The organism is Thiomicrolovo immobilis (assembly GCF_039645955.1).
Taxonomy (GTDB): domain Bacteria; phylum Campylobacterota; class Campylobacteria; order Campylobacterales; family Sulfurimonadaceae; genus Thiomicrolovo; species Thiomicrolovo diazotrophicus.
The window spans coordinates 956,576-983,052 of record NZ_CP147916.1 but is presented as its reverse complement, the minus strand read 5'-3'; the positions used below and the strand labels follow the sequence as shown (position 1 = coordinate 983,052).

General features: G+C 58.9%; 29 protein-coding genes. 8 read left to right on the top strand and 21 right to left on the bottom strand.

Annotated elements, in window-relative coordinates; all coding sequences use genetic code 11:
• Positions 1–2: 2 nt before the first annotated feature.
• The 21 genes from WCX72_RS05095 to aroQ all read right to left on the bottom strand — a co-directional run bounded on the left by WCX72_RS05095 (position 3) and on the right by aroQ (position 18,856).
• Complete coding sequence (locus WCX72_RS05095) at positions 3–1,121, bottom strand: hypothetical protein (protein ID WP_345971248.1); 1,119 nt, start codon at positions 1,119–1,121, stop codon at positions 3–5.
• On the bottom strand, positions 1,102–1,869 hold the full coding sequence (locus WCX72_RS05090) for a tetratricopeptide repeat protein (protein ID WP_345971246.1): 768 nt from the start codon (positions 1,867–1,869) through the stop codon (positions 1,102–1,104). Before WCX72_RS05090 ends, WCX72_RS05095 begins: the two co-directional genes overlap by 20 nt.
• Positions 1,862–2,767: a VWA domain-containing protein gene (locus WCX72_RS05085; protein WP_345971244.1), complete on the bottom strand. Its 906-nt coding sequence runs from the start codon at positions 2,765–2,767 to the stop codon at positions 1,862–1,864. Before WCX72_RS05085 ends, WCX72_RS05090 begins: the two co-directional genes overlap by 8 nt.
• Positions 2,764–3,660, bottom strand: a complete 897-nt coding sequence (locus tag WCX72_RS05080) for a VWA domain-containing protein (protein WP_345971242.1) — start codon at positions 3,658–3,660, stop codon at positions 2,764–2,766. The genes WCX72_RS05085 and WCX72_RS05080 overlap by 4 nt, the downstream gene beginning before the upstream one ends.
• A 79-nt stretch (positions 3,661–3,739) precedes the next feature.
• Positions 3,740–4,051, bottom strand: coding sequence for a hypothetical protein (locus WCX72_RS05075; RefSeq protein WP_345971240.1), 312 nt, complete (start codon positions 4,049–4,051; stop codon positions 3,740–3,742).
• Between the two features lie 88 nt (positions 4,052–4,139).
• Entirely contained in the window at positions 4,140–4,649 is a 510-nt protein-coding gene (locus WCX72_RS05070; RefSeq protein ID WP_345971238.1) for a hypothetical protein, read from the bottom strand.
• Positions 4,646–5,407, bottom strand: a complete 762-nt coding sequence (locus tag WCX72_RS05065; RefSeq protein ID WP_345971236.1) for a hypothetical protein — start codon at positions 5,405–5,407, stop codon at positions 4,646–4,648. The genes WCX72_RS05070 and WCX72_RS05065 overlap by 4 nt, the downstream gene beginning before the upstream one ends.
• 139 nt (positions 5,408–5,546) lie before the next feature.
• Positions 5,547–6,650, bottom strand: coding sequence for a 4Fe-4S binding protein (locus WCX72_RS05060; protein WP_345971234.1), 1,104 nt, complete (start codon positions 6,648–6,650; stop codon positions 5,547–5,549).
• The gene (locus tag WCX72_RS05055) at positions 6,650–7,267 is read right to left on the bottom strand and encodes a molecular chaperone TorD family protein (protein ID WP_231020992.1); all 618 of its coding nucleotides are present in this window, start codon (positions 7,265–7,267) and stop codon (positions 6,650–6,652) included. Before WCX72_RS05055 ends, WCX72_RS05060 begins: the two co-directional genes overlap by 1 nt.
• Before the next feature lie 78 nt (positions 7,268–7,345).
• Positions 7,346–10,765, bottom strand: a complete 3,420-nt coding sequence (locus WCX72_RS05050; protein WP_345971232.1) for a molybdopterin-dependent oxidoreductase — start codon at positions 10,763–10,765, stop codon at positions 7,346–7,348.
• Positions 10,766–10,779: 14 nt separating this feature from the next.
• Complete coding sequence (nrfD, locus tag WCX72_RS05045) at positions 10,780–11,679, bottom strand: NrfD/PsrC family molybdoenzyme membrane anchor subunit (RefSeq protein ID WP_231020990.1); 900 nt, start codon at positions 11,677–11,679, stop codon at positions 10,780–10,782.
• A complete protein-coding gene (locus WCX72_RS05040) occupies positions 11,679–12,320 on the bottom strand; it encodes a 4Fe-4S dicluster domain-containing protein (protein WP_345971230.1) in 642 nt (213 codons plus the stop codon). Before WCX72_RS05040 ends, nrfD begins: the two co-directional genes overlap by 1 nt.
• Before the next feature lie 325 nt (positions 12,321–12,645).
• Complete coding sequence (hisD, locus tag WCX72_RS05035) at positions 12,646–13,944, bottom strand: histidinol dehydrogenase (RefSeq protein ID WP_345971228.1); 1,299 nt, start codon at positions 13,942–13,944, stop codon at positions 12,646–12,648.
• Between the two features lie 108 nt (positions 13,945–14,052).
• Positions 14,053–15,252 carry an FAD-dependent oxidoreductase gene (locus WCX72_RS05030; RefSeq protein ID WP_345971226.1) on the bottom strand — a complete coding sequence of 400 codons (1,200 nt, stop codon included), beginning with the start codon at positions 15,250–15,252 and terminating at the stop codon, positions 14,053–14,055.
• A complete protein-coding gene (locus tag WCX72_RS05025) occupies positions 15,249–15,677 on the bottom strand; it encodes a DUF255 domain-containing protein (protein ID WP_345971224.1) in 429 nt (142 codons plus the stop codon). Before WCX72_RS05025 ends, WCX72_RS05030 begins: the two co-directional genes overlap by 4 nt.
• Complete coding sequence (locus WCX72_RS05020; RefSeq protein WP_345971222.1) at positions 15,674–16,189, bottom strand: shikimate kinase; 516 nt, start codon at positions 16,187–16,189, stop codon at positions 15,674–15,676. Before WCX72_RS05020 ends, WCX72_RS05025 begins: the two co-directional genes overlap by 4 nt.
• A 20-nt stretch (positions 16,190–16,209) precedes the next feature.
• A complete protein-coding gene (locus WCX72_RS05015) occupies positions 16,210–16,524 on the bottom strand; it encodes a cupin domain-containing protein (RefSeq protein WP_345971220.1) in 315 nt (104 codons plus the stop codon).
• Complete coding sequence (locus WCX72_RS05010) at positions 16,508–17,056, bottom strand: hypothetical protein (RefSeq protein WP_345971218.1); 549 nt, start codon at positions 17,054–17,056, stop codon at positions 16,508–16,510. The genes WCX72_RS05015 and WCX72_RS05010 overlap by 17 nt, the downstream gene beginning before the upstream one ends.
• Positions 17,056–17,883 (bottom strand): P-loop NTPase, encoded by an 828-nt coding sequence (locus WCX72_RS05005; protein WP_345971216.1) that lies wholly within the window; start codon positions 17,881–17,883, stop codon positions 17,056–17,058. The genes WCX72_RS05010 and WCX72_RS05005 overlap by 1 nt, the downstream gene beginning before the upstream one ends.
• On the bottom strand, positions 17,880–18,371 hold the full coding sequence (gene folK, locus WCX72_RS05000; protein WP_345971214.1) for a 2-amino-4-hydroxy-6-hydroxymethyldihydropteridine diphosphokinase: 492 nt from the start codon (positions 18,369–18,371) through the stop codon (positions 17,880–17,882). The genes WCX72_RS05005 and folK overlap by 4 nt, the downstream gene beginning before the upstream one ends.
• Positions 18,372–18,376: 5 nt before the next feature.
• A complete protein-coding gene (gene aroQ / locus WCX72_RS04995; protein WP_345971212.1) occupies positions 18,377–18,856 on the bottom strand; it encodes a type II 3-dehydroquinate dehydratase in 480 nt (159 codons plus the stop codon).
• A 79-nt stretch (positions 18,857–18,935) separates the two neighbouring features.
• Between aroQ and WCX72_RS04990 the strand changes: the two genes are divergently transcribed.
• From WCX72_RS04990 to speA, 8 genes are all read left to right on the top strand, one after another.
• A complete protein-coding gene (locus WCX72_RS04990) occupies positions 18,936–20,153 on the top strand; it encodes an aminofutalosine deaminase family hydrolase (protein WP_345971210.1) in 1,218 nt (405 codons plus the stop codon).
• A 2-nt stretch (positions 20,154–20,155) separates the two neighbouring features.
• Positions 20,156–21,025, top strand: coding sequence for a signal peptide peptidase SppA (gene sppA / locus WCX72_RS04985; protein ID WP_345971208.1), 870 nt, complete (start codon positions 20,156–20,158; stop codon positions 21,023–21,025).
• A gap of 71 nt (positions 21,026–21,096) precedes the next feature.
• Positions 21,097–21,513 (top strand): PAS domain-containing protein, encoded by a 417-nt coding sequence (locus tag WCX72_RS04980; protein WP_231020977.1) that lies wholly within the window; start codon positions 21,097–21,099, stop codon positions 21,511–21,513.
• A 313-nt stretch (positions 21,514–21,826) separates the two neighbouring features.
• On the top strand, positions 21,827–22,354 hold the full coding sequence (locus WCX72_RS04975; protein ID WP_345971206.1) for a UbiX family flavin prenyltransferase: 528 nt from the start codon (positions 21,827–21,829) through the stop codon (positions 22,352–22,354).
• Positions 22,347–22,838, top strand: coding sequence for a pantetheine-phosphate adenylyltransferase (gene coaD / locus WCX72_RS04970; protein ID WP_231020975.1), 492 nt, complete (start codon positions 22,347–22,349; stop codon positions 22,836–22,838). The genes WCX72_RS04975 and coaD overlap by 8 nt, the downstream gene beginning before the upstream one ends.
• The gene (gene tmk, locus WCX72_RS04965; RefSeq protein ID WP_231020974.1) at positions 22,823–23,410 is read left to right on the top strand and encodes a dTMP kinase; all 588 of its coding nucleotides are present in this window, start codon (positions 22,823–22,825) and stop codon (positions 23,408–23,410) included. The genes coaD and tmk overlap by 16 nt, the downstream gene beginning before the upstream one ends.
• A complete protein-coding gene (gene hisS, locus WCX72_RS04960) occupies positions 23,407–24,618 on the top strand; it encodes a histidine--tRNA ligase (RefSeq protein ID WP_345971203.1) in 1,212 nt (403 codons plus the stop codon). Before tmk ends, hisS begins: the two co-directional genes overlap by 4 nt.
• A gap of 17 nt (positions 24,619–24,635) precedes the next feature.
• Positions 24,636–26,468 (top strand): biosynthetic arginine decarboxylase, encoded by a 1,833-nt coding sequence (gene speA, locus WCX72_RS04955; protein ID WP_345971201.1) that lies wholly within the window; start codon positions 24,636–24,638, stop codon positions 26,466–26,468.
• Positions 26,469–26,477: the final 9 nt, after the last annotated feature.

The window sequence follows — 26,477 nt, the reverse complement described above, 5'->3', positions numbered from 1 at the left end:
TGCTAAAGCTGCCGTTTGTAGGAGGAGAGGTCGACCTTCTCCCCCGCCTTCATTTTCGCCTCGATTGCATCGATCATCGTGCGGTACTTCTCGGCATCCGCCATGGCCAGGTAGGCGACGAAGCGTTTCGGGTCCCTGCAGCGCTGCAGCTTTTCCGGCAGCGACAGCGCCTCCGATTCGACACGAACAGGCAACAGAAAACGCCCGATGACGATCCCGGCGATCAGCGCCAACAGCAGGTGCAGCCACGACGCGCTCCACTGCGCCGGCACTTCGGCGGTCGGCGATGACGTCGCTTTGTGCTCCCCGGCTGCGGCGGCAGGCTTCACCGTCACCGCATGCGCCTGTGTCGACAGCGTTACCGTCCGCTTCCGCTCCGTATCATAATAGGAGAGCTGCAGGGCGGGTACCGTAAAGTTGTGCTCGGCCACAATGGCAAACTGCTGGCTGATACTTCCTTCATAGCCGTTATCGCCCAGACGAAGCTGCTTTTGCTCCCCGTCGGTGAACTGGCTGGCATTCGGTATCTCAAGGGCAAAGGGCGCCATGACGTCGAGATTGCCGGCCCCCTCCAGCTTTACGGCCACCTGGACGGGCGTAAAGGCGTCTACCTTTTCGCTGTCGACCGCAAGCGTCAGCTCCAGATGTCCGGCATAGGCCGTCTCCTGCGGCCTGACCTCCACGCTAAGCGAAGGCAGCGAAACGGTTCTCGACGTATAATCGAGCTTTTCAACGTTGTCCCGGCCGATGACGGCATTTTCAATGGAAGCCTTCGTCGTATGCTCCATGATTGCGCTAAATGACAGGGTGAGCCGCCCGGCTTTTTTTGGGAAGACGGTGAAGCGGTAGCGGTTGACCCGCCGCCCGTCGACGATCTGCTCATCGGTACTCTGCGGTTCGATACGGTACGCCTCGGTCTCCTGCGCCGGATCAAAGGCGATAATATAGGCATAGGCCTCCGTATCGAAACGGCAGGTATATTCAACGGCGAAGGCTTCATGCTGCGCGACGCTCTTTTTCGTCGCCGCGGCGCTCCAGGTATAGGCTGTCTCCGCCGCCCAGGAGAGCAGCGGCAACAGCAGCAACGCCCACAACACTCCGCTACCAGGGCTTCGTTTCATGTACATTCCTTTGATTGATCAGTTCATACTGTTTCGAGCTCAGACGGCTGTTGCCTTTGTTCGAGAACTCAAGCTGCTCCTCACGCTCCACTTTTTTGCCCTGGCTGCCGGCCCCGGAGCGTCGTTCGGCACTGCTTTGCTGGTTGCTCCCCCCGCCCTCTTTCTTGGGACCGCCTTCGCTGCGTTCGGCCGCCTGGTCCTGGGCGCGCTTTTTGCCTTCCTGCCGCCCGGTGAGCATATGGTCCTGCTCCTCCGCCGCCAGAATGTGCATCATATTCGCAAGGGCCTCCTCGTCATACCGCAGCGCCAGGGAGCGGGCAAAGGCCTCCCGGGCCTTCGCGAACTCCTTGAGACGGACAAGGGTATTGCCACGGTTGAACCAGACCGACGCGCCGAAGGCGCCTTCAACCTTCTCCAGCGCACTGTAATACTGCAATGCCCGTTCGTACTCGCCCGAACGGTACCAGGCATTGCCCGCATCATACTGTGCCGCCGCCCCCTCCATCCGCACAAAAAGCGCGGCGCTGCGGTTGTAGTCGGCTTCACGGTATGCCTGCTCTGCCCGATACGGCAGCGTCGCTTCCCACAGCAGCAGCAGGAGCAGCGACAGCACGGCCGCGAAGAGTCCGAGCAGCACCGGAAGAAGTGCACGATGCCCTCTGTATCGCGACATGCCGCGCCATCCCTGCGCCAGGAGCGATGCCATGACGGCGGGTGTGGAAAGGATGTGGCTCAGACGGCTATGCACGACGCCCTCCTAACCGTGAAAGTAGATCCGTCATTCCCAGCATGGCCAGCAGCAGTGCCAGGGCAAGCGGATAATAGAAATACTCCCGGTAGAGGATGATCTTCCGTTTCTCCCGGACATCCTGCATCCCCTGGGCTTTGATGGCCGCCGCCAACGCCCCGGCATCGGCCCCGTCGATCACGACGCCTCCGGTCGCGTCGGCGATGGCGCCGATCGCGCTGTTGCGCGCCGTCACGACAATGCCTCCCTCTTCATCTCGCAACAGTTTGCCGTCCTCCGCCTTCAGTGTTCCCCCCGACGGCGTCGCCAGCATGACGACATTGACAATCAGTCCCGCTGCACGGGCCTGTGCCGCCTCCTGGGAGTACCCCAGACTATCACCACCGTCCGTCAGGAGGACGACGATGGGATGCTCGGAGCGCGAAAGCTTCCGCGCCAGTTTCAACGCTCCGCCTATCTCGGTCCCGCGTGTCATCACCATCGAGGTATCCAGCCCTGCGAAAAGATGCAGCAGCAGTTCGTCGTCGCGGGTCAGCGGCGACAGGATCACCGGGTTCGTCGTAAAGGCCAGCACGCCGAAACGGTTCGCATCGTCGGCTTCCACCACCGAAGAGAGCAGGCTTTTCGCCGCCGCCAGCCTGCTCGGGGCGATGTCCGCCGCCTGCATGGAGTGGGAAATATCGACGGCGAAGATGACGTCGCTGCCGCGCTGCTCGATCGAGACCGGCTCCTGCAGCGATACCGGACGGGCCAGCGCGACAATACCAAGCCCGATCGCCGTCATCAGCAAAACGCTTCGCAGATTCCAGACGACACCGCGTCCCCTTTGACGGAGGTAGACAAAATAAAGAGCCAAGAAGAGCAGCGTCCAGAACCACAGCGGGGTCAGCAACGTCATGACAGCGCCTCCCTGCGCCAGAGGTAGAAGAGCAGAAGTATCCCCGCTCCCAATGGCCAGGCGTAGTAGTACTGCTTGCGCAGGAAGCGTTCCGATTTTATCCGGGAGCGCTCCAGACCGTCGATCGCTTCATAGACCGCGGTCAGGGCTTCCGGATCATAGGCGGCGAAAAATGCGCCGCCGCTCTCATCGGCGATGCGGCGGAGCATCGCTTCGTCGAACTCCCCTTCCCGGCCCATCCCGACGGTATAGATACGTATGCCGTGTTTGACGGCCAGGGCCGTCGCTTCCTTGGGCGATACCCGCCCGCTGTTGTGCTCGCCGTCGGTCAGAAGGATAAGCACCTTGGAGGTCGCCTGCGAGTCTTCAAAAGCCCTGACGCCCATGGCGATCCCCTCACCGATGGCCGTATTCTGCCCCGCCATACCGTAGACGAGGTAATCCATCATCTCCGCGACCACGTTTTTTTCGTACGTCACCGGCGAGGCGATAAAAGCGAAATCGCCGAAAATGACGACTCCCGCGTTATCCCCGATCCGGTCAACGATAAAGTGCTTCGCGATCTTTCTGGCGATGTCGAAGCGGCTCTCACGGCTCTGCGGATCAAAGCCCGAGGCGCCCATCGAGCCGCTGGCATCGAGGGCCAGCACGACATCGACCCCCTGGCGGTTGAGCGGATCGTCTTTGTCGACGGTCACGGGAGAGGCAATTGCAGTGACCAGCAGCAGCACCGCAAAATAACGCAGCAGCCAGAGCCATTTGAACCAACCCCGCCGTACGGCAAAAAATTCAAGATGGACGAAATAGCGCGGGCTCAAACGTTCGCGGCAGCGGTAGAGGCAGTACCACAGCGGGGGCAGCAGTAAAAACAGCCAGGGAAATTCAAAGCTCATGGGTTACTCGGACGGGAAAAAGGGATCGGCGCCGTCCGACACGCCGGGAGCGGCACGGCAAAGCGTAGGCCGCGCATGATTACCGCTGGAGAATATCGACGATTTCCAGCGTTTTTTCAGCGACCCGGGCCACTTTACCATCGATACGGACGGTCAGGAGACCGTCACGGTCACGGGGAGCGATAATCACGGCTTCCTGTTCAAAGACAGCACGATCGATCCGTTGGCCTCTTTGAAGCTTTTTCTGCCAGCCCGGAGGAAGGGGCTTGCCGCTGCGGGCTTTTTTCTGCAGCCCCGGAGGGAGATCACCGTGTTTGTCGTTTTTCGCCTGGACCGGGAAGACACAGAGTGCTCCGATACATGCAAGGGCAAGAAGACCTCTTCTGTTCATAATAACTCCTTACGGTGCAAGGCACCGTTTATAGGCATATACTATACCATAACCTTATAGTATCTCATACAGGCGTAACGCGCACGCCCTACACCATCATCGGCTCGTCAGTCGGTTCGATCTCTTCGAAATCCGCGACGATCTGGTCGAACATCCGCTTCGTCTTCTCAGCCTTGGCGATATGTTCGTCAAAGATCGCTTTTGTTGCCGGGAAAGCTTCCCCGAGCTGACGGTAGATGAGAATACGTCCGTCCATGTGGTTGTTGATCTCGTCGAATGCGCCGCGCAGCCACTCTTTGGAGGTCGTATGGCGGAAAAGTGCCTTGATCATCTTCTTGCGCTCTTTGATCGGCAGCGATTCGTCCAGGGCCTGTGAGATGCGCTTGATGTCGATACGCGAGAGGTAGACACCGCTGAGGACCGGTGCGAGCAGCTTGTTCTCCAGCTCGTCAACGAATGCCGGAACGGGCTCATCGTCGACGGCGTCCCCGGCATCGTATTCATTTTCGACGGGGTTGCCTTTCTCGTCGGTCGTACATTTTTCGCGGACGAACTTGTCGAATTCCGCTTTCAGGTCATCCAGATCATGATGATTCATCTCTTTTCCTTTGTCAAATAATTATAGACCGTCCCGGTCATGATGTCCAGCAGACTCTCGTAGCCGCTGTAGGCACGGTCGAGTTCAATGCAGCGCAGCTGCAGCGCCGAGGGCTGACGGGGCTGTTTGAGGTCGAGGTTCAGCGGCGGCAGGGCACTGATCATCGAAAGCTCCGTCAACTCGGAGAGGTTGATCACCATATCGTACCCGGAAAGGTCGATGTCCATCCCCTCCGCCAGACGGTTGATGTCGAGCTCGGTGCCGAGGCGCTGCTGCAGTGCCATCAGATCTTCGATCCACGGATCGAACATCGCGACCGTACCGGCTGCAAAACTCAGCGCCACCGCCCCCGCGAGCGGCGTGGCGCCGATCAGGGCGAGACGTTTCACACCGCTTTTCTCCGCCATCTGCTTCAGCGCAAGCGGCATGAGCAGCTCCCCGTGCATCTGCCCGTTCGCGACGACAACGGTATCGCACAGCCCGGTACGTTCGCACAGTTCCGAAGCTGCGTCGGTGATCTCGAGCGCCTGTTCCTGGTACTCCGGACCGATGACCGCACCGTTGACGTGCGACTGCTTCATATTCGAAAGCGTAAAGTAGAAGTCGTCGGGACGGATGTTCATCGGGATCATCATCGCATCGTCTCCGGCGGCTTTGAACCGCTTGTTCAGGGTAACGGCAAAGCGGTTCTGCTGCGCCTCTTCTGCAATGAAGCCATACAGCTTCGTTACCTGTGTTATCTGATTGGCTTCATTCATTTTGGCTCCATACGGTTCCGGAGCAAAACAAGGGTACCGCTCGCTTGCGATGTTTCCTTGAAAGCCCCTGAACCTACGTTAACACTGGGTTTGCCTCGGCGGCAGGTCCGCACGCAGCAAGCCGCGCTTTTTGCACTCTTCACTGATCCTCTCCTATGCCCCAGAGGGTGCGTGCTTCCTCCTCCTCGATACGGCAGCGGTGGCAGACCCGCTCCCCGGCAAGGGAGGTAAAGGGGTTGCCGCACTCGTCGCAGTTACGGACAGTGAAAGTCACGAGGCGCTGCTGCGTCGGCTCAAAGAGCTCTTTCATGTTGAAAGAGGACGACAGTGTCAGCGCGTCCGGCTCACAGACATCATGGCAGAGATGGCAGCGCACGCACATCATCGCGTCGAAATCGATCTTCGCCCCCTTGATGTCGCTGGTGAGCGCCCCCGTCGGGCAGACGCGGTAGCACATCTGGCACGCGGTACATTTGTCGCCGTCCATCAGCTTCTGGGAGGCCAGCGTCAGTTCGGAAGCGTCGACGACGTGGTATTCCGACGGACGGTCGGCCCGTTTCATCGCGGTAAAGAGCAGTTTGCGTTTATCCGGCAGCGTCTTGCTCCGCAGCTGGGCGATCGCCGTCGAATCGAGCTGGTGGCGGATCAGTTCATCCGTCGCCGTCTCCACCTCGCGTTCGAACTTCGCCTTCCCCTCCGCCAGCGTCTTCAGGTTGAACGCGCGCAGAAAGCCGCGGCGGTCACTCTCCTCCGCGTCCGCTTCCTCTTCAAAGGCCACATCTTCGAAAACGATCCCGGCACTGCTCATCATCGCATCGAGCAGGTAGGAGGCCTCTTCGGCGCGCGCCTCGAACTGCGGGCGGCAGGTTGAGGCAATCTCGCACCCTTCGCAGTGGCCCGTATCGAGACGGATCCCCCCCTTCAGGGAGGCAAGCGAAAAGAGGTGGTCGACGCTGAGCGCCGCGATACAGGGGACGTTTTTCCGGCAGGAGACGAGGTTGTCCGCATCGCCGGCAAAGGCAAAGAAGAACTCCGTTGCACTGAAATCGTCGACACTGATCGCCTCTGTCGGACACGCCCCGGCACATCCGCCGCAGCCCACACAGGCCGCCTGGTTGACGGCGGGGACGTTCTCCGTTGCGACAAGCGCCTCGGTCGGGCATGCCGTCATACAGCTGTTGCAGGTGCTCAGCGTACTGAGCTGCCGTACGCAGCGTCCCGGGTTTAAGGTAATTCCGGCCATCAGGCTCCCGCTGTCTCACTGAGATACTGGTAGTCGCTGAGAATGAACTCCAGCGCCATGTCCGCCGCGTCATAATAGAGCGGAGAGCGGGACTCGTGCTTCATATTGAGCAGGTAAAGCGGTGCCCAACGGACAAGGTGTTTGTCCAGGAACTCCCGCTCGACATTCATCAGTTCCTCGACCGCTTCGCTGTCATTGTCGTTCATCGCCTTGATCTGCGCTTCGCAGAGGTGGTGCATAAACTCCATCTCGACCCCGATATGATCAGCGGAGACGACACGCGCTTCGGCGAAGTCGACCATAAAGTCGTATGCGGAATACATATCGGTCACCGGGTTGGCGCCGCCGGTCTCGATCATCTGGTCCTCGCGGGTATAGAAGGTCTCGTAGGGGATCAGGTGCAGCAAAGAGATATTGGTAAAGTCCGGACTGAGGTGCTTCTCGATCAGTTCACTGCTTTGAAGAGTCGTGCGCGCGTCCCAGACCTTGTAGTTCGGCATCATCTCCAAGATGGCGTCATCGTTGTTGATAATGTCGATAAGTTCCGTGTCGGCTTCCTGCATCAACACTCTTGAAAGAAGTGCATAGATATTGCTGCGTGCTTGTGTCTGTTCCATTTATGACCTAATTGTATTTTGATGTGGTGAGATTGTAACCGCACAGGCTGAAAGCCTGCTTGGTGGGAGGGATTAAACTCAAACGTCTTTGATATCGACGCGGTACGCTTTTTCGTTGAGCGGTACCCACGGACGCTTGATCTGCGGCGGGCGGCGGAACGTCGAGTCGGCGTCCAGACCGCGCGTAAGCTCGTCACGCCATGCCTGATAGGTTTTAAAGTTGTTCTCGTAGTTAACAACGATATCACCGATCTTGTCACCCGGCTGCGCCGCTTCCAGGATAACTTTCTGGTGCCAGCAGTGCATACCGGAAATCGGGTCCGGGTGCGTCGGAGCGACGGCATTCTGCCAGGAGCCGGAAAGACCGTCCCACCAGATGTTATCGCTGTCTTTGTTATACGCCGCGAAACGCTTGGCGTGGAACGGATGGATACCCTCGACATACTTGAGTTTACCCGTCTTACCGTCCATCTGCATCTCTGCCGTCGGAACACCGAAGCTGTTCATGCCGGTCGTACCGTCGTAATCGGCGATCTTGATCGCGCCGGCTGCAGTACCTGCAGCGTCCGGAGAGGACTGCAGGAATGCCGGATCGTTCAGGTCGCCCGTACCCGCAGGCATGTCCTCGACTTTACCGTCGGAGACACCGTTCGGGATCGTAATGGCGTTTTTCAGCTTCCAGCGGCCGCCGTGGTGTGAACACGAAAGCGTACCGGGGCGCTGACCCTCTGTCGGGATCGCCATCGCGACGAAGTAACCGCTTTCCAGGTTGGAAACGGTGTCGGTGATGCGGACGCGGATCGCGTCGCCGCGCTTGAAGCCGAGGCGTTTCGCATCTTCGGTACTGATCCAGATCGGGTCGTGGTTCTGTGAGATCTCCATCAGGTGTTTGGAGTTCGCAGAACGCGTATGGATGTTGTACGGCAGACGGAAGACGGTGTTGAGCGCAAACTCGTTGTCCGCATTCATGTACATGTGGTTGACATGGGATACGATATGCGGCATCGCCTTCTTCTCTTCGTCGTTACGCGGATAGAACGGAATCGCGTACTCCGGCCATTTCCACTCGTCCGCCATCCACTCGGAGAAGAAGTCGAGCTTTTTATCCAGGGTTTCGAAACCGTCCATGCGCTTACCGTCGATCTCGATACCGATCGGCTTTTTACCGTCTTTGTACTTCCACGCGTCGCCGTGAGCTTCTGCGTACAGGACGCCTGTCTCTTCGTCTTTCTCGACATGGTGCTTGTTGTAACGGTGGCCGTGCGCGATCAGATCGTCGCCGTCCTCTTTGATCTCACGCTCTTGCGCGCTGTAGATGTTGCTCTCTTCGAGCCAAGCACCGTGGTCACGCATGAATTCGTAGACCGGGAACTCGCTGTTCTTGTAGCGCGGGTCGGAAGTCGCCGTGCTGTAGAGGTTCGGCAGGTTGTCGCCGAAGGCAGCATCGTACCACTCGGAGATCGTAACCGCCTGGCCCGGGTTGCGCTTGGATTCCCACATCTTCTTGATGCCGAGGCTGCCGTCCGGGTCGACGTGCTTGAAGCCCATCTCGAACCAGAATTCGTTCTCTTCCCAAACTTCGCCGAGGCCCGCTTTGATGTGCGCTTCGAGCGTCGCACGGTTCGGGTTCTTCGGTTTCCAGCCCGCTTTTTCAAGCGCAACGCGCATGACCGGCTGGCGGAACGACGTCCAGCGCGCCGGCATCGTCGCTTCGGAGTGCTGGTCGTGGCGTTCGCCCGCCAGACCGACCGGCAGGACGTAGTCGACATGCCAGTTCGTCTCGGACCATGTCGGTGACAGGTTGAACGTCAGTTCCATCTTGCTTTCGTCCTTGAGGACTTCCAGCCAGCGGAAACCGTCCGGGTTGATCCAGACCGGGTTGTACATACGCGGGATCCAGACAGCAAGTTTCTGCGGGACGTTCAAGCCGCGTTTTTTCCATTTTTCCTGCCACTCGACGTCGGTGAGGAGGTGCGGCAGGAGGTAGGACATCTCATAGGTAGAGAGCGGCCACTCCGGCGGCCACGTCAGTTCGTTCCAGACATCGACTTTCGGGACGTTCGAACCGCTGCGGCCCTGGCCGACGGTTGCGGAACCGCCCTTGCCGGCAACGGAGATAACGTGCCAGTGGTGGAAGAACGTACCGCCGACGGTACCGATCGCACCGCGCAGCGCGATCGCAAGGTAACCCGTACGGCCGGACATCCAGCCGCCGCGGTTACCCGCAGCCGTCGCACGCCAGAAGTAAGAGGCGATCGCGTCGCCAGCCCAGATGAACATCTCGTAGAGTTTCTCAAGTTTGTACGCCGGAACACGGGTCTCTTTGACGGCGTATTCAAGTGTATACGGCGCGTAGAGCTCTTTGAGCATCTCGATGAAGCTGTCGAAGCTTTTGTCCGCCGGCATCTTGGAGATGTAGCCCTTGTCGACCATGAACTGCAGGTAGTTGCGGTTCTTCATCATGACTTCCCAGTTGAACCACTTCTTCACGAAGCGCTTGTCAACCTGCCCCTCCTGGAGGATACGGTTGGCGAGGTAGAGGTAGATGACCGGCTCTGTACCAGGCCATGCCGCGATCCAGAGGTCCGCCATACCGGCGGAGTTGGAGAGACGCGGGTCCATAACGACCAGGCGTGCGCCTTTTTTACGCGCATCGGCGATAAAGCCCGCAGACTGCTGGAAGTAGTGACCGGCATCCGCCGCATGCGAAGAGTTCAGGAAGACGAGCTTCGCGTTCGCCCAGTCCGGACTTGTACGGTCGTCGTTCGCCCACTGGATCGTCGGCGTACGTCCGCCGGAGGAACAGATGTTGGTGTGGGAGTTGAACGCGTCCTGCTTGAACGTCGTCCAGACCTGGCCCGTGAAGCCGTTTTCGTTCGGACGGCCGACGTGGAACATCAGGGATTTGCGGGAGAGCTCGTCGCCTGTTTTGAGCGTGTCGTTCATCTTCTTACCGATGGTGCTCATGGCTTCGTCCCAGGTCGTACGGACCCATTTCCCTTCACCGCGCTTGGAGCCCGGTGCACGTTTGATCGGGAATGCCAGACGGTCCGGATCGTACATCTGTGACTGTGTCGCGTAACCCTTCGCACAGTTACGGCCGCGGGAGCCCGGGTGCAGCGGGTTACCCATGTATTTCTTGACCGTGAAGCTCTTTTTGTCGATCCATGCCGTCAGACCACAGGAGGCCTCACAGTTGGAACACGCCGTCGGGACGATGGCGAAATCATTGACATAGATACCTTCGGGGTTCTCAGCGCTCTGGACGCCTTTGCGGTCGATACCGCCGCGTTTCCAGTCGTCCCCGTCGAGTTCTTTGAAATCGTCCCACTGCTCGAGCGGCGGGTAGAAGGAGAGGGAGTCCGGTGTGTTGGTGAATTTGCTTTCTTCTACCGAGTCGGCGATAGCGTCTGTTGTAAAGACGCCCTTCGCGACGGCGGCGCCGGCAACCGTAAATGCCGCGCCTTTAAGAAATGTTCTTCTGCTTTCTTTATACATTCTTCAATTCCTTTTTAGCTCATTGGCAAGAGTTGTGGAATGACAAGCCAGACGTGCTTGACGATCCAGAGTCCGACGATCGCGGAGAGGGCCGCGACCTTCAGCAGGCCGGCAGAGCGGTTTGTCACGCTCAGGATGACCAGAACGAACGGTGCGATAAACGCCAGGACCTGTCCGACCCAGAACATCGTCGTGTACTCGCCGTGGCCTTTGACCGCTTCGAGTGTTGCCGCAACCTCTTCTGCCTTGATCGGCCCGAAGACCAGCTCGGACATGTAAAGGATGAACGCCGCCAGTGCGGAGAGTCCGAGGATGACTGCGAGGTCACGCTTCGCTTCGTACGGCAGATTGCCGCCCATCAGCAGGACCGTAGCAGAACCCGTAAGCGTCGCCGCCAGAATCATCTGTGCCGCTTCCGTCGGCATCTGCCACAGTTCGCGTGCCGTCGCTTCCGCCATGATGGCCGCCGTATAGAGGGTAACCGGGATCGCCAGGATCACCGCCCAGACAAGCAGCTTGTCAAAGAGCGCGTTGTCCTTCTTGATGAAGGTCGCGAACGCCATACCGAAGAGCACGAGGACGAGGACCGTAACGATCCAGGCACCGACGGTAATTGCCGATGTCCAGTGCGGCGTAAAGAAGATGTGCCAGAAACGGAACATCTGGTGCAGGTCGATGACCGTGAACAGCAGGAAAATATGGATGAAGACGATGGAGACGACTGTCACCGGGAAACGCAGGCTTCCAGCCGCTTCCGGATAACGCTTCATCAGGTAGAAGAGCATGAAAATAACACCGGTACCGATGCTTTTCGCCCACATATTCATTGTAATGATCCATCCCCAGACGATACCCGGGAGCCCGACGTCGAGTGTGACGACGGCGTTTGTCGCAGCTACAGCTTCATGTACCATTAGTGGTGTCCTCCTACCGGCATATGTGTCGTCAGCTTGTTAAAGAGCTGGTGACCTTCGACTCTGAACGATGCCAGAGGATTGAGCTGAACGTTGCCGCCGCCGACGTAGTAGTGGTGCGGATCCGTTCCTTTTTCCGGTTTACGGACCTGAACGTCGCCCTGATGGTTCTGAATATACTTGCTGATATTCGAGGTCGGATCGTCCAGGTCACCGAAGATGTTCGCTTCAACCGGGCATGCAACAACACAGGCCGGCATAAGGCTCGAAGCGATACGGTGGGCACAGTACGTACATTTGTCAGCCGTCTGCGTTTCCGGGTCGATGTAGATCGCGCCGTACGGACACGCCATAACACAGCCCGCACACCCGATACAACGCTCTTTGTCAATGTTCACGATGCCGTTGTCAATGTAGTGCAGCGCGCTGACCGGACAGATACGCTCACACGGTGCATTGTGACAGTGGTTACAGCGCAGCGGGGTAAACGTCCGTTTTGTCTCCGGGAACGTTCCCACGTCCACATATTTAACACGAAGACGCCATGTGGAAAGCGGAACTTGGTTTTCCACTTTACAGGCGATCTCACAACCCTTACATCCCATACACAGATGCAGATCAACCAGGAAGCCTAATTGCATGTGTTCTCCTTACACCAGTTTTAAGCGGCACAGACGCTTTTGTATCCTCCGTTTCGAACGGAAAATGCAAAAGCGTCAGTACGATTATCATGTCTTATAATATTTAAAACCCCCGCAAATAAGGGCATTATAAGGCATTTACGCTATCTGGATGCTATCGGATTTAACTTTAACTGAAACTAAATTTGTGGCACACACTTATCAAAAATGGGCTGATATGTGTAAAAAATGCGGAGTTGGTAAAATTATTTTTAATAATATAAAAAAGAATTGAAGAAGATGTTCAACTAAAGTGAACATCTTCGCTGGATAAGCAGCGGTTATCTTACTCGGCGTTTTCCATGCGGACGCGGACGGATTGTTCGTGCGCCGTCAGCCCTTCCGTATGCGCGATCAGGGCGCACGCCTCGCCGATTTCGTTGATGGCCCCGCGCGAGAATGCGATGACGGAGGACTTCTTCATGAAGTTCTCCACGCCCAGCGGCGAGTAGAAACGGGCCGTGCCGCCGGTCGGCAGCGTGTGGTTCGGCCCGGCGACGTAATCCCCGATTGCCTCGGGGGTATAGTAGCCCAGGAAGATGGCACCGGCGTGCTTGATGGAAGCAAGCAGTTCAAAGGGGTTGTCCGTCGCCACCTCCAGGTGTTCCGGTGCGACCTCATTCATCAGCGCGACGGCCTCGGCCATGTCACGCGCGACGATGATGGCTCCCCGTTCGACAATGGACTTGCGGGCGATCTGTTCGCGCGGCAGTTTTTGCAGCCAGGCTTCGATCTCGAGGTTCACCTGCTCGGCAAGCTCCGCCGACGGGGTGATCAGGATGGAGCTCGCCATTTCGTCATGCTCCGCCTGCGACAGCAGGTCGATCGCGATGTGGTTGGCATTCGCGCTCGCATCGGCCAGGACACCGATCTCGCTCGGACCGGCGATCATATCGATGTTAACGTCGCCGAAGACAAGTTTCTTTGCCGTAGCGACGAAGATGTTGCCCGGACCGGTGATGACGTCCACCTTGGGAATCGTCTCCGTCCCGTAGGCCATCGCCGCGATCGCGGAGGCACCGCCGACCTTGTAGACCTGCGTCACGCCGCAGAGGTGGCAGGCCGCCAGCAGCAGGGCATTGGGTTCGTTCTCCGGCGTCGGCGTACAGACGACGATCTCCTCGACGCCCGCGACCTGGGCCGGGATAACGTTCATCAGCAGCGAGCTCGGATAGGCGGCCTTCCCGCCGGGGATGTAGAGGCCCGCGCGGTCGACCGGCGTCACCTTCTGCCCCAGGATCGTCCCGTTGCTCTCCGTATCGAACCAGGATTTTGGCAGCTGTTTTGCATGGTAGGCTTTAATGCGGTCATAGGCGAGGTGCAGTGCCGATTTCAATTCGGGCTCAAGCAGGGTGTAGGCCTGCGCCATCGCCTCCGCATCAATTTTCAGCTCTTCATCTTTTTCGGGTGTCCACTGGTCGAACTTCGCGATGTGGCGCTTCAGGGCTGTGTTCTGCTCGCTGCGGATCTCTTTGATGATCCCGCCGACGATAGCGGTGACATGCTCGATATCCATTTTCCCGCGTTCGAGCAGGGTGGAGAAAATCGTGTCGAAGTCGGCGGCGGTCGTCGATGTAAATACCATAATATGTCTCTTTTCTATACTTCTTTGGCGCAATTATAGCCTGTTTGTTTCTTGAATGTCACCCGGCGGGTTTCCGCCGTGGACTCGTGGGAGGCATATGCGGTCCAATCAGCCTTTGGGACGGTGGCGGAACGCCTTGTAGGCCGTGCTGTCGAGCAGGAACTTGTAGCGGTCGGTGATGAGCCGTTTCATCACGTAGCCCAGGAAGCCGGAGAATTTGATCCGTCCGAAGATGACGACGGCCGCGTTGAACCGCCCCAGGGCGACCATGTACCCCTCCAGGCGAATCGACCGTTCCAGCATCGGTTCGCTGCGGTTGCAGCGCAGCAGATTGAGGACTGCAAGCGCGGCACTCTTCTCCGCCCCGTTGGCCGTCGCGGGCAGCGGACGACCGTCTTCGGCACGGATATCCGCCACGTCGCCGATGGCGAACGCATCCTCTTTCCCGACGATCGCCAACGTACGGTGCACGGCGATCTGCCCCTTTTTGTTGCGTTCGACGTCCAGCGTATGCACCAGCCTCGGCGCAATGATGCCGCCGGCGTAGATCATGAAATCGAAAGCGACCCTCCTGCCGCTGTCGAGCACGGCTTCGTTCGGCTCCACCGCGGCGACGCGGCTGCCGAAAATGACGTTAACCCCGAGTTTCTGCAGTCGCGCCTTCGCCTTGGCCTGCAAATAGGGGTGCATGCCCGCAAGTACTTCATCGCGCGAAGCGATCAGGTGGACGTCGATGCTGTCGCAGAGCATCCGGTTTTTCTGCATGAACCAGCCGGTGTAATCCGCCAGTTCGGCGGCGATCTCGACGCCGCTGAGTCCTGCCCCGGCGACGACGATATTGAAACGGCGGCACTCTTCGTCCCCCTCGCTGTTCATGCGCGCAAAAAGCTGCTGTTCGAACTGCTGCCGGAAGCGGAAGGCGTTTTTGAGGCTTTTGACCCCGTGGGCATAGTCGTGCAGGCCCGGGATCGTATCGGGAAAGAAGGTTCTGCTCCCCATCGCCAGAATGATGTAGTCATAGTAGTAATCGCGCGTCTCGGTCACGACCTTTTTCGCCTCGAAGTCGATGCCCGTCACTTCGGCTTTGACGAAGGCGGCGTAGGCATAGCTCTCGCAGAGCGCGGGCAGATCGACGGTGACATCGACCAGGGTCGCCTGCTGGGCGATCAGCGCGTAGGCTTCGGTCTGAAGATAGTGAAAAGGGTTTTTGTCGATCAGGGTTACCTGGATATAGGGGCGTGCGCTCAAATGCTGCATCGCGCGGACGCCGGCATACCCGCCGCCGACGATGATGACGCGTTTTGTCATGGCGTCCCCCTCTGTGCGCGGCGCGCCTTGTACTCCTCCAAGACGATGTCCGTCGCGTGCAGAAAATCGGCGGCGCCGACGGCACCCGGGATCGCCGGGAACATCGTTTCGCCGCGGCTGTCGAGGAACCAAAGGGCCGGTGTCCCGGGGCTCCAGAGCGCTCCGGGGACAAAATCGCCGTCATCCGTATACGCGACAACGTTGACGAACTCCCCGTTGAGGCGTGCGATTACCTCGGCATTTTGAAACGTCGTCTCTTCCAGATGGCGGCACCATTTGCAGCTGTGGCGGGAGAAGACGAAGAAGATCGGTCTGTCCAGCGTCTTCGCCTTCGCGAGGGCGGCATCATAATCCGTTTCCCACCGGATGCCCTGTCCTGCCATCAACACGGCTGTCAGCATCAGGAGGGAAAGGAGCTTTTTCATTTCCTGATCACCTTTTTGATGATCTCTTTCGCGATCTTCTCGGGGCTTTTGCCTTCGACATCGATGACGATGTCGGCCGCCTTCATATAGTGTTTTTCCCGCTCGTCGTACAGGACCCTGGCACGGGCTTCATCCTGGAAAAGTGGGCGCTTTTTGAGCTTTTTTTCCGCATTCGGGTGGGCGAGGATGCGGCGGTGTATCGTGTCGAAATCCGCATGCAGCAGGACGACGGTACCGATCTTTTTCAGGTTCTTGACTTTGAAAAAACCGCCGCCCGTCGAGATGAGCGTATTGCGCACATCCGATTCGAGCCACTCGGCGACATGCTGTTCGATAGCGCGGAAATACGCTTCACCCTCCTCTTCAAAGATCTTCTTGATCTTCCGGTTCTCCATGCTTTCGATCACGTCGTCCGTATCGAGGGCAACCATGGGGTGCTGTTTCACGATCTCCCGGGCGATGCTGCCCTTGCCGACTCCCATGAATCCGATCAAAATAATGTTCTTTGCCATCTAAGTTCCTTCCGGTTATCCTAACCAACCGCTGATATATCTCTCATAAAAACCGCCAGCCATAGGGCGTCATCCGAGGTCGAAAGCACCCGGTGGCGGCAGTGGGCCGGCAGATGCAGCATGTCGCCGCGCTTCAGCGTGACCTGCCGTGCCTCGATCTCGAGCGCCGCCATCCCTTCGAGCAGCACGACCCACTCCTCCTCATCCTGATCGTACCACTCCGTCCGCGCCCGGTTCGAGGCGATCCGCTCGATCCGGACCGCGCCGCGGCGCAGCAGTAGCTCCAGCGTCTCTTCCCCCTCCGCCGGAGGGGGATACTCAAAAAGATTCTTCATCCAGCAGCAGGCGCACCGTCGTTTTCAGCAGCGGGGCGACGGCGATATCGAAGCGCGCTTCGAGCACCTTTTCGCCCCCCGGGAGACGATCAAGCTCGGCCAGACCTTTCCCTTCGGCAAACAGGGCGCCTGTCGATTCGAAAAGCGCCTTGTCGATCGTACTGAGCGGATGCCCCAGCAGCGGATCGGGTTCCAGGGCGCCCAGGCTTTTTTCATTGACCAGATTGACGAGGGGTTCGGGAACGATCAAATAGCGTCCCCGTTCCGCGCACATCAGCAGAATTGCGTCCGCTTCCTCCGCGGCCCTGCCCCGGCGGACGATGCTCTGCAGTGTCACCGTCACCGGCGCCCCCGTCAGTGCCGCCAACGCGGCCTCCCAGCGCCGGGCCGTGGCTTCCAATTCGCTGCGCAGCGCCCCGACTTCCGGTGACGGTTTCTCGGCATGCTGTGGTTTCTGTTCGCTTTTCGGCGCCGTCCCGAACAGCTCCATCAGCGCATCGACCTCCGCCTGGTTCAGGACACCCCGCGCCATCAGAACTGCTCCAACAAACGTTTGAAGAGTCCGGCAATGCCGCTTTCGCTTGCCTGTACCGTGACGCTGCGGTCGATATCGGCCATGATGTTCTGCGCAATCGCCTGCAGCTCCCGGGTCGGCCTGGCGGTGGGGAACTCCCGTACAAAACTCGATCGCCGCTTGACCGCATAGGCGACCTTGTCATCCCGGGTCATCTCTCCGAGCAGCTCGAGGCGAAGATCCGGCCCGATATGCGTATTGGCGACACTGCTGATCTTCGCGAAGATGTTGTGGGCCTCTTTGGGGCTGTGGACCTGGTTGAGGATCATCTTGATATCCTTGCGGCGGCGCGCCGTCACCTTGATCGTGGCATAAGCGTCCGTAATGGCCGCGGGGTCCGGTACCGTGACGACGATCACGTCATCGGCGGATTGCAGGAAAAGCTGCGTGTGCTCGCCTATGCCCGCCCCGGTGTCGATCAGCATGATGTCGATGTCGTCCAGCACCCCCGCATCGCCGATAAGCCGCTCGAACATCTCCGCATCGCAGTAGCGGAAGATCTCCTCCCCGCTCTCGCCGGGGATCAGCAGCAGGTTCTTCCGGATAGGGATGACGACATCCTTCAGCGCCGCCTCCCCCTTGAGGACGTGCAGAATATTGTGCTTTGCCGTCACGTTGAACATGACGTCCAGGTTCGCCAGACCGATATCGGCGTCGAAGACCGCCACCTTCAGGCCGCTGATGGAGAGCAGCAGCGCCAGGTTGGAGGTGATCGTGCTTTTGCCGACCCCGCCCTTGCCGCTGGTGACGGCGATAAACCGGGTGCGCTTGGCCGGGCGGCTCATCGCCTCCTCCCCGGCAGCAAAGAGAGCGGGATCACGACGCTTTCGCGCTCGCGCCAATGCGGATGGGGAACGGTCAAATCCGGATAATCCAGCTGTCTCCGGTCATAAAAGAGGAGATCGAGGTCCAGGGTCCGCGGTGCGTTGGCAAAGGTGCGCACCCGCCGGAATCGGCGCTCGATGCGCAGTAGGTGGCGCATCAGCGCGCGCGGCGGCAGTGTCGTCTCGATGAGAAGCACCCCGTTGATGAAGTCGGGTTGGTCCGCATAGCCGAACGGGGGGTTCTGCAGCAGCGGTGAAGCGGAAAGCACGTTGAGGAGCGGGTCGCGGCGAAGGTGGACGAGCAGCCGTTCGAAGCGTCTGACGACGTCTCCCAGGTTGCCCCCGATCCCGACAACCGCCCTGTGCGGCAGACCGCGACCGGGGAAGAGGCCGGGAAACTGACCTGTGCGGATCAGGACCAGGCCGGTGGAGAGCCGCCGCTCGATCATTTACGTCAGGCCTGCTGCGCCGCCTGCTGCGCCGCCTGTTTTGCCACACGGATTTCATTGAAGATCTGCAGCATACCGACCATGGCAAGGTGGTAACCGAACGGGCCGAAGCCGACGATGGAAGAGGTGCACACCGGCGCGATCATGTTCTGCTGTCTGAACTCTTCGCGGCGTGCGATGTTGCTGATATGGACCTCGAGCGTCGGCAGGTTGACGGCGGAGATCGCATCGCGAATCGCGATGGAAGTATGGGTGTAGGCCGCGGCGTTGAGGATGATGCCGTCCGCGTCGCCGTAACACTCCTGGATGCGGTCAACGATCTCGCCCTCAAGGTTGCTCTGGAAAAACTCGACTTCCACGCCGTTCTGGTCAGCGAACTCTTTCATCTGCTGGTGGATCTGTTCAAGCTTCATCGGCCCGTAAATCTGCTGTTCACGGACGCCGAGCATATTGAGGTTCGGTCCCTGAATGACTGCAATTTTCATTAATCTTCCTTATCTCGTTTTAAAATCGAGTGGGTATTATACGCTTGACTATATTAAAGCGTTCTTCTAAGGGCAGCCGATGACGATTCTCATTCCCTCCGCGATTCTCACACCGACCGGCATCATGACCGAACACGCCGTCGCCTTCGAGGAGACCATCGTCGCCGTCGCGCCTTCCGATACGCTCCAAGCGCGTTTCCCCGACGCCGATATCCTCGAAGCGGAGGGGCCGACGCTGCTGATGCCCGGCCTGGTCAATCCCCATGTCCATCTCGAATTCAGCGCCAATAAAACGACCCTGAAATACGGCAATTTCCTCACCTGGCTCTACAGCGTGATCGAGGAGCGCGAAGCGCTCGTCAATGCCTGCGGCCGGGAGTGCCTCGATCGCACGATCGCCATGATGCTCAGTAACGGCATCACGGCCTTCGGGGCCATCAGCTCCCACGGCCTGGACCTTGAAGCCGCCGCCGCCGCGCCGCAGAAAGTCGTCTTTTTCAATGAGGTCATCGGCTCGCAGGCGGCGATGGCCGACGCCCTGTACGGGGATTTCCTGCAGCGTCTCGATGCCTCGAAAAGCGTCGAACGCCCCGGTTTTTTCCCCGCCGTCGCCGTCCACTCCCCCTACTCTGTCCACCCCGCCCTCATCAAGCGCGCCCTGCGGGTTGCACGGGACGAAGGGCTCGTCACGACAGCCCACTACCTCGAAAGCCCGGCCGAGCGGGAGTGGCTCGACCGGAACGAAGGAGAGTTCAAACCCTTCTTCCACGAGCTGCTCCAGCAAGAGTATGCCGTCAACGATGCTGCGGGCTTCCTCGAACTGTTCACCGACACGCCGACCCTGATGACCCATGTCGTCCAGGCACAGCCCACAGAGCTCGAAGCCCTCTCCCGCGCAGGCCATACCGTCATCCACTGTCCCGTATCCAACCGGCTTCTGGGCAACGGCGCCATCGACCTTGACGCCCTCGAAGCCCATGAACTTACCTGGCTGACGGGGACCGACGGACTCAGCTCCAACTACGCCCTCGACCTCTTCGAAGAGATGAAAATAGCGCTCTTCATGCATTCGGAGACCCCGCTGCTTCCCCTGGCCCGCCGCCTGCTCAACAGCGTCACCGTCGATGCGGCGAAGGCCCTGCGCCTCAACTGCGGCGAAATCGCCGAAGGGAAAGCCGCCGACATGCTCTGGCTTGAACTGGACCATACCCCCAGCGACGACACACCGCTGCATCTGCTGCTGCAGCGCTACCCTTTCCGCCGTATCTTTATCGACGGGATCTCCCCCAAAGGATAACCATGCACTTTTTGAAAATGCTGTTTGCCCCCCTGGGCGCGATAATCGACTATATTCAGAACCACTTCAAGGCGCTGCTGTTCGTGCTGCTGCTTTTCGTCATCTTCTTCCCGATGCCCGACGACGGGTTTGAAAGCGTCAACCTCCAGCGCATCGAACTGAACGGCCCTATTATCGATACGACCGAGGTCGTCCGTTCCCTGGACGAGGCACGGGCCAATCCGCAGATCCAAGGGGTACTGCTCGTTGCCGACTCCCCCGGCGGCGCCGTGGCCCCCTCCGTCGAAGTGGCGTATGCGGTCAAACGGCTGCGTGAGACCAAACCCGTGGTCGTCTATGCCAAAGGAATGCTCGCGAGCGGCAGCTACTACGCCTCCATCTGGGCCGACGAGATCATCGCCAACCCCGGCGGCATGGTCGGTTCCATCGGTGTCATTATGCAGGGCGCGAACCTGCAGGGTCTGATGGAAAAAGTCGGTATCGGCACCCAGGTCGTCAAGGCCGGCAAATATAAACAGGCCGGCACGCCGGACCGTACCTGGACCCCCTATGAACGGGCCGAAATCGAAAAAGTCATTAAAGACACCTATGCGATGTTCGTTCACGATGTTGCCGATGCCCGCGGCCTTGACCCCGATAAAAGCAGCGTCTATGCCGATGCGCATATCTTTACGGCACGCCAGGCGAAAGCCGTTGGCCTTATTGACGGCGTTGGCGTCGAATACGATGCACGGCAGCGTCTCGAAGCGCGCAGCGGCGTCTCCGACCCCGTCTGGAGCGAAGAGAGCGATATGGAACGTTTTTTCCGCGCCCTCGGCGTGGAAGGATCGAGCATGATGCAACTTTATTTCCCGCATATGGTTCTCAAATAAAGAGCACGCTATAATGTGAAAAACTGATGTACAGCGCACTGTCATCCGCACTAGAAAGAAAGAGATAATATATGATCAAACGACCGAAACCTATCGATGAAGAAGTTCTTTTCGACGGCAGAAGCCTGATCTCCGAAACCGACCTCAAAGGGGTCATTACCTTTGTCAACCGCAAATTCGTGGAGATGACGGGCTACTCCAAAGAGGAAGCCCTCGGAGAGCCCCACAGCATTCTGCGCCATCCCGACATGCCCAAAGCGGCGTTTGAGGGGATGTGGAAGCTGATCAAAGAGGGAAAGACCTGGGAAGGGTACGTCAAAAACCTCCGCAAGGACGGAAAATACTACTGGGTCGTCGTCACGATCGTGCCGAAAAAAGATGAAGCGGGCAATATCATCGGCTATATCGCTTCGCGTAAGATGCCGGATCGCGACAAGCTCAAAACCGTCATCAAACAGTACCAGGACCTCATCGCCAAAGAAAAATAGTTTTGGTGATTCACTAACAAACGTTATGGATCTGGCCGGAACACTGCCCCCTCTTCCCCCCGTTTCAGGGGCGATTTAAGGATAACGCCAAGTTTGCTCTGCTAGAGTGGAGTCAGGGTAAAGCTCTTTACCTTGGTTTTAACCCCGTTGCGGATCACGATGGTCCGCATGTTCAAGTTTCGTTCGGAGACGGAAGAGTACAGCCGTACTTCTTCCCTCTTTTCCGCCCCTTTCCAACCCCTCCGTTACCAACCCATACGCAACCTAAGTCCCCACGTGGTAAAATAGCACCCATTTCAATTTGCGAGCGTGCATGAAGATCATCATAGCCATCAGCGGTGCAAGCGGAGCCTCCCTGGGACTCAAAACCCTCCGGGCCCTGCCGGATCATGTCCAGAAGCACCTCATTGTCTCCGAAAACGCCAAAACGGTGTTCCGCCACGAGCAGGATGTCACGCTGCACGACGAGGATGACATCGCCGCGCCGCTGGCCTCCGGCTCCTTCGGCGCGGATGCGATGCTGATCATCCCCTGCAGTATGAACACGCTGGCCAAGGTGGCCGTCGGCATCGCGGACAACCTCACCACACGGGCGGCGAGCGTGATGATCAAGGAGCATAAGACCCTGCTGCTCGCACCCCGGGAGATGCCCTTTTCGGCCATTGCCCTGGAAAACATGCACAAACTGGCAACCCTGGGCGTCTTTATTGCCCCGCCGGTCCTGGCATACTATTCGCAACAGGAGAGCCTCGAGGCCATGGAGAACTTCATGATCGGCAAATGGTTCGACCTGATCGGAATCGAAAACGATCTTTACAAACGCTGGGGGAGCGATGATTAAAACAGCACTCTATCCGGGGACCTTCGACCCCATCACCAACGGGCACTACGACATCATCGCACGGGCGCTCAAACTCTTCGACCGCGTCATCGTCGCCGTCGCCGAGTCGCACACCAAAAAGCCGATGTTCACCCTCGACGAGCGCGTCAGCATGGCCCATGCCGCCGTCGGGGGCCTCGAGCATGTCGAGGTGATCGGCTTTGACAATCTCACCATAGACCTGGCGCGCGAATACGGCGCTGATATCCTGATCCGCGGGCTGCGCGCCGTCAGCGATTTCGAATACGAATTGCAGCTGGGCTATTTGAACCATTCGCTCGATGCGAACGTCGAAACGGTCTACCTGATGCCCAGCCTGAGAAACGCCTTTGTCAGCTCCTCCATCGTGCGCAACCTGCTCACCTTCAACGGTAAAACGGAGCACCTGCTGCCCGCCGAGGTGGAAGCCATCATCCGGGGGATGGACTCATGTACCTTGTCCTAGAGGGGATCGATACCGCCGGGAAGTCGACCCAGATGGCGGCCCTGAGGGAGCGTTTCCCCGACGCCTGTTTCACCAAGGAGCCCGGCGGCACGCCTGCGGGGGAGCGGATCCGCTCCCTGCTTCTGGAGACGGGGGTCCGGTCCGAGCGTGCGGAGATGCTGCTCTTCCTGGCCGACCGCAGCGAGCATATCGAGGAGGTCGTCCTTCCCCACCGTTCCGAACTGATCGTCTCGGACCGTTCGGTGATTTCGGGGATGGCCTACGCCATGGTCAAGCAGGCGTTCGAACCCGACGAACTGCTCCACCTCAACCGCTTTGCCACGGGAGGGGTGCTGCCCGACTTCGCCGTCGTATTGAAGCTGGAAGAACCCGAGCTCAGACGCCGTCTCGCCGGCAAAGAGCAGGACGCCATCGAGTCCCGGGGCACCGAGTACCTGCTAGCGATTCAGGATGAACTGGAGCGGGCCGCCCGGCTGCTGGGGATCCCGACCCTCGTCATCGATGCCGCGCTGGACGTCGATACGATCACCGAACAGATCGAAGAAATTATCATCACCAAAGGAGAGTCATGATTCGTTCCCTGCGTGGTATGAATGACATACTGCCGCCGGACAACGTGCGGTTTGAATACTTTTTGGAAACGGCCACGGCCATCGCCAGGCGTTACGGCTTCAGCTATGTCGAAACGCCGCTGCTCGAGGAGACGGCGCTGTTCAAACGCTCCGTCGGCGAGTCCAGCGACATTGTCGGCAAGGAGATGTACCAGTTCATCGACAAGGGCGAGAACGACGTCTGTCTCCGCCCCGAAGGGACCGCCGGCGTCGTGCGCGCTTTCGTGCAGAACAAGCTCGACCGCGCCGGGGGGATCCACCGCTATTTCTACCACGGGCCGATGTTCCGCTACGAACGCCCGCAGAAGGGGCGCCTGCGCGAATTCCACCAGTTCGGCTGCGAAAGCTTCGGCGTTGATTCCGTCTACGAGGACGTCACGATCATCACGATGATCGCCGACATTCTCACGGCCCTTGGGATCTCTTTCCGTCTCAAGATCAACTCCCTCGGCGACCAGCACTGTATGCCGCAGTACCGCGAGATGCTCGTCGGTTTCCTCGACAAGCACGAAGAGCATATCTGCGAGGATTGTGCCCGCCGCAAAGCGACCAACCCCATCCGCGTGCTCGACTGTAAGAACGACAAGTGCCAGATCCTCTACCAAGAGGCTCCGAAACTGATGGACAACCTCTGCGAAGCGTGCGAGAGCGACTTTGCGACGCTGAAACAGCTGCTCGACGAGGGCGGGATCGCCTACGAGGTCGACACTCACCTGGTGCGCGGACTGGACTACTACTCCAAGACGGCGTTCGAGTTCGTCAGTGACGAGATCGGTGCCCAGAGCGCCGTGGCCGGCGGGGGGCGCTACGACCGCCTCGTCGAGTTCCTGGACGGCCGCGCTACCCCGGCGGTCGGTTTCGCCATCGGGATCGAACGTCTGCTGGAGCTGATCAAAATGCCCGAAGCGCTCCGTCACGGCTACTACATGGGGGCGATGGACGCCGAGTCCCTGCCCCAGATCATGCAGCTCGCCCGTGACAAACGCGCCGGTGACACCGTCGTCGTCGAATACGCGCCCAAAGGCCTGAAGGCCCACCTCAAAGGGGCCGACCGCATCAACGCACGCTATTGCGTCGTGATCGGCGAAAACGAACGCAACGAAGGGAAGGTCTGGATCAAAGACCTCGAAACCAAAACCGAATCGGTTATTCCGGCCGATCAACTCTAACTTCAGGAAGCACGCACATGCAACAGCCCTACGGACTCGATATCTGGGGTGACCAAAACTTCATTATTCGCGACGGGAAAGCCCACATCAACTATAAAAGCTCTCCCGCGCTCATCGATATTACCACGCAGATCCGTTCGGAGGGGATTACCGGTCCCGTCATTCTCCGGTTTCCCCACCTCATTGCCAAACAGATCGATGCGCTTTACGGCCACTTTACCCGGGCCATTGAAGAGAACCACTACCAGGGGCGTTTCAAGGCCGTCTTCCCCCTGAAGGTCAACCAGTACCCCGAAGTGGTCAAATCGATCGTGGAGGCGGGCCGGGAACACGGTTACGGCCTCGAGGCCGGCTCCAAAGCCGAACTGATCCTCGCTATGGCCAATACGCCGACGGGCTCCCCCATTACTGTCAACGGCTTCAAAGATGTCGAGATGATCACTATGGGCTTCCTCGCGGCGCAGATGGGACATAACATCACCCTGACCATCGAGGGGATCGGCGAACTCGAATCGATCATTGAAGTCGCCGAGAACACCTCTTTCCGTGTCCCGAATATCGGTATCCGTATCCGTCTGCACAGCGGCGGCAGCGGCATCTGGGCCAAAAGCGGCGGGATGCAGGCCAAATTCGGCCTCACCTCGACCGAACTGCTCGAAGCCTTCGACCTGCTCAAGCGCCATAACCTGCTTGACCGCTTTACGATGCTCCATTTCCATATCGGGTCGCAGATGGACGAGATTGCCCCGCTCAAACGCGCGCTGCGCGAAGCGGGGAACATCTACGCAGAACTCAAACGGATGGGGGCCGACGCCCTGCGGGCCATCAACATCGGCGGCGGCCTCTCCGTCGAATACGCCCAGCACCCGACGCAGCGGGTCCGGAACTACAGCCTCAAAGAGTTCGCCAACGACGTTGTCTTCCTGCTCGGCGGCATCATGCGGGCCAAAGGGGTCGAACACCCGAACATCGTCACCGAGTCGGGCCGTTTCATCACCGCGTCGCACGCCGTCCTCGTCACGCCGGTGCTGGAGCTCTTCTCCCACGACTACCAGGAGCGCTCCCTCAAGCTCAAGGAGGTCAACCCGCCGCTGATCGAGGAGCTGCTCGAACTCCACAATATGCTCACCTCGGGCAACAGTATCGAGTATCTGCACGACGCGCTTGACCACCTCGAATCCCTGCTCAAACTTTTCGAGCTGGGCTATATCGACCTCCAGGACCGCTCGAATGCGGAGACCCTCGTACATTTGATTATCAAAAGAGCGCTCTACCTCAAGCAAAGCAACCAGCTGCCCGAGATCGAACGGCTGCAGGAGAGGCTGCAGGAGCGCTACCTTGTCAACAGCTCTTTCTTCCAAAGCATGCCGGACTACTGGGGGCTGAAACAGCACTTCCCCGTCATGCCGCTGGATCGGCTCGAACAGCCGGCAATCCGTGCCGCGTCGCTGTGGGACATCACCTGCGACAGCGACGGGGAGATCGGCTTCGATCCCAAGGCGCCGCTCTACCTGCACGACGTCGACCTGGACGTCGAGGAGTATTTCCTCGGCTTTTTCAACGTCGGCGCCTACCAGGAGACCCTCGGCATGCACCACAACCTCTTCAGCCATCCCAGCGAGGCAACGGTACTGATCGACGACGACGGCTACCGCTTCACCAACCTCGACGAAGCCGAAGATATCCTGGAGATCCTCGATAACCTCGAGTATGACCCGGCCACCGTATTAAAACAACTTGAAACGCGTATCGCCGAATCCGAATTTATGACAAAGGAAGAAAACCGTGATACACTTTCCACACTTAAACACTTTCTGGCGCAAAACGGCTACTTGCGTACAACGAAATAAAGGGGTTCG

Coding starts and splice junctions, on each gene's coding strand:
- WCX72_RS05095 (WP_345971248.1), bottom strand. CDS start 1,121: ATGAAACGAAGCCCTGGTAGCGGAGTGTTGTGGGCGTTGCTGCTGTTG.
- WCX72_RS05085 (WP_345971244.1), bottom strand. CDS start 2,767: ATGACGTTGCTGACCCCGCTGTGGTTCTGGACGCTGCTCTTCTTGGCT.
- WCX72_RS05080 (WP_345971242.1), bottom strand. CDS start 3,660: ATGAGCTTTGAATTTCCCTGGCTGTTTTTACTGCTGCCCCCGCTGTGG.
- WCX72_RS05075 (WP_345971240.1), bottom strand. CDS start 4,051: ATGAACAGAAGAGGTCTTCTTGCCCTTGCATGTATCGGAGCACTCTGT.
- WCX72_RS05070 (WP_345971238.1), bottom strand. CDS start 4,649: ATGAATCATCATGATCTGGATGACCTGAAAGCGGAATTCGACAAGTTC.
- WCX72_RS05065 (WP_345971236.1), bottom strand. CDS start 5,407: ATGAATGAAGCCAATCAGATAACACAGGTAACGAAGCTGTATGGCTTC.
- WCX72_RS05060 (WP_345971234.1), bottom strand. CDS start 6,650: ATGGCCGGAATTACCTTAAACCCGGGACGCTGCGTACGGCAGCTCAGT.
- WCX72_RS05055 (WP_231020992.1), bottom strand. CDS start 7,267: ATGGAACAGACACAAGCACGCAGCAATATCTATGCACTTCTTTCAAGA.
- WCX72_RS05050 (WP_345971232.1), bottom strand. CDS start 10,765: ATGTATAAAGAAAGCAGAAGAACATTTCTTAAAGGCGCGGCATTTACG.
- nrfD (WP_231020990.1), bottom strand. CDS start 11,679: ATGGTACATGAAGCTGTAGCTGCGACAAACGCCGTCGTCACACTCGAC.
- WCX72_RS05040 (WP_345971230.1), bottom strand. CDS start 12,320: ATGCAATTAGGCTTCCTGGTTGATCTGCATCTGTGTATGGGATGTAAG.
- hisD (WP_345971228.1), bottom strand. CDS start 13,944: ATGGTATTTACATCGACGACCGCCGCCGACTTCGACACGATTTTCTCC.
- WCX72_RS05030 (WP_345971226.1), bottom strand. CDS start 15,252: ATGACAAAACGCGTCATCATCGTCGGCGGCGGGTATGCCGGCGTCCGC.
- WCX72_RS05025 (WP_345971224.1), bottom strand. CDS start 15,677: ATGAAAAAGCTCCTTTCCCTCCTGATGCTGACAGCCGTGTTGATGGCA.
- WCX72_RS05020 (WP_345971222.1), bottom strand. CDS start 16,189: ATGGCAAAGAACATTATTTTGATCGGATTCATGGGAGTCGGCAAGGGC.
- WCX72_RS05015 (WP_345971220.1), bottom strand. CDS start 16,524: ATGAAGAATCTTTTTGAGTATCCCCCTCCGGCGGAGGGGGAAGAGACG.
- WCX72_RS05010 (WP_345971218.1), bottom strand. CDS start 17,056: ATGGCGCGGGGTGTCCTGAACCAGGCGGAGGTCGATGCGCTGATGGAG.
- WCX72_RS05005 (WP_345971216.1), bottom strand. CDS start 17,883: ATGAGCCGCCCGGCCAAGCGCACCCGGTTTATCGCCGTCACCAGCGGC.
- folK (WP_345971214.1), bottom strand. CDS start 18,371: ATGATCGAGCGGCGGCTCTCCACCGGCCTGGTCCTGATCCGCACAGGT.
- aroQ (WP_345971212.1), bottom strand. CDS start 18,856: ATGAAAATTGCAGTCATTCAGGGACCGAACCTCAATATGCTCGGCGTC.
- WCX72_RS04990 (WP_345971210.1), top strand. CDS start 18,936: ATGACGATTCTCATTCCCTCCGCGATTCTCACACCGACCGGCATCATG.
- sppA (WP_345971208.1), top strand. CDS start 20,156: ATGCACTTTTTGAAAATGCTGTTTGCCCCCCTGGGCGCGATAATCGAC.
- WCX72_RS04980 (WP_231020977.1), top strand. CDS start 21,097: ATGATCAAACGACCGAAACCTATCGATGAAGAAGTTCTTTTCGACGGC.
- WCX72_RS04975 (WP_345971206.1), top strand. CDS start 21,827: ATGAAGATCATCATAGCCATCAGCGGTGCAAGCGGAGCCTCCCTGGGA.
- coaD (WP_231020975.1), top strand. CDS start 22,347: ATGATTAAAACAGCACTCTATCCGGGGACCTTCGACCCCATCACCAAC.
- tmk (WP_231020974.1), top strand. CDS start 22,823: ATGTACCTTGTCCTAGAGGGGATCGATACCGCCGGGAAGTCGACCCAG.
- hisS (WP_345971203.1), top strand. CDS start 23,407: ATGATTCGTTCCCTGCGTGGTATGAATGACATACTGCCGCCGGACAAC.
- speA (WP_345971201.1), top strand. CDS start 24,636: ATGCAACAGCCCTACGGACTCGATATCTGGGGTGACCAAAACTTCATT.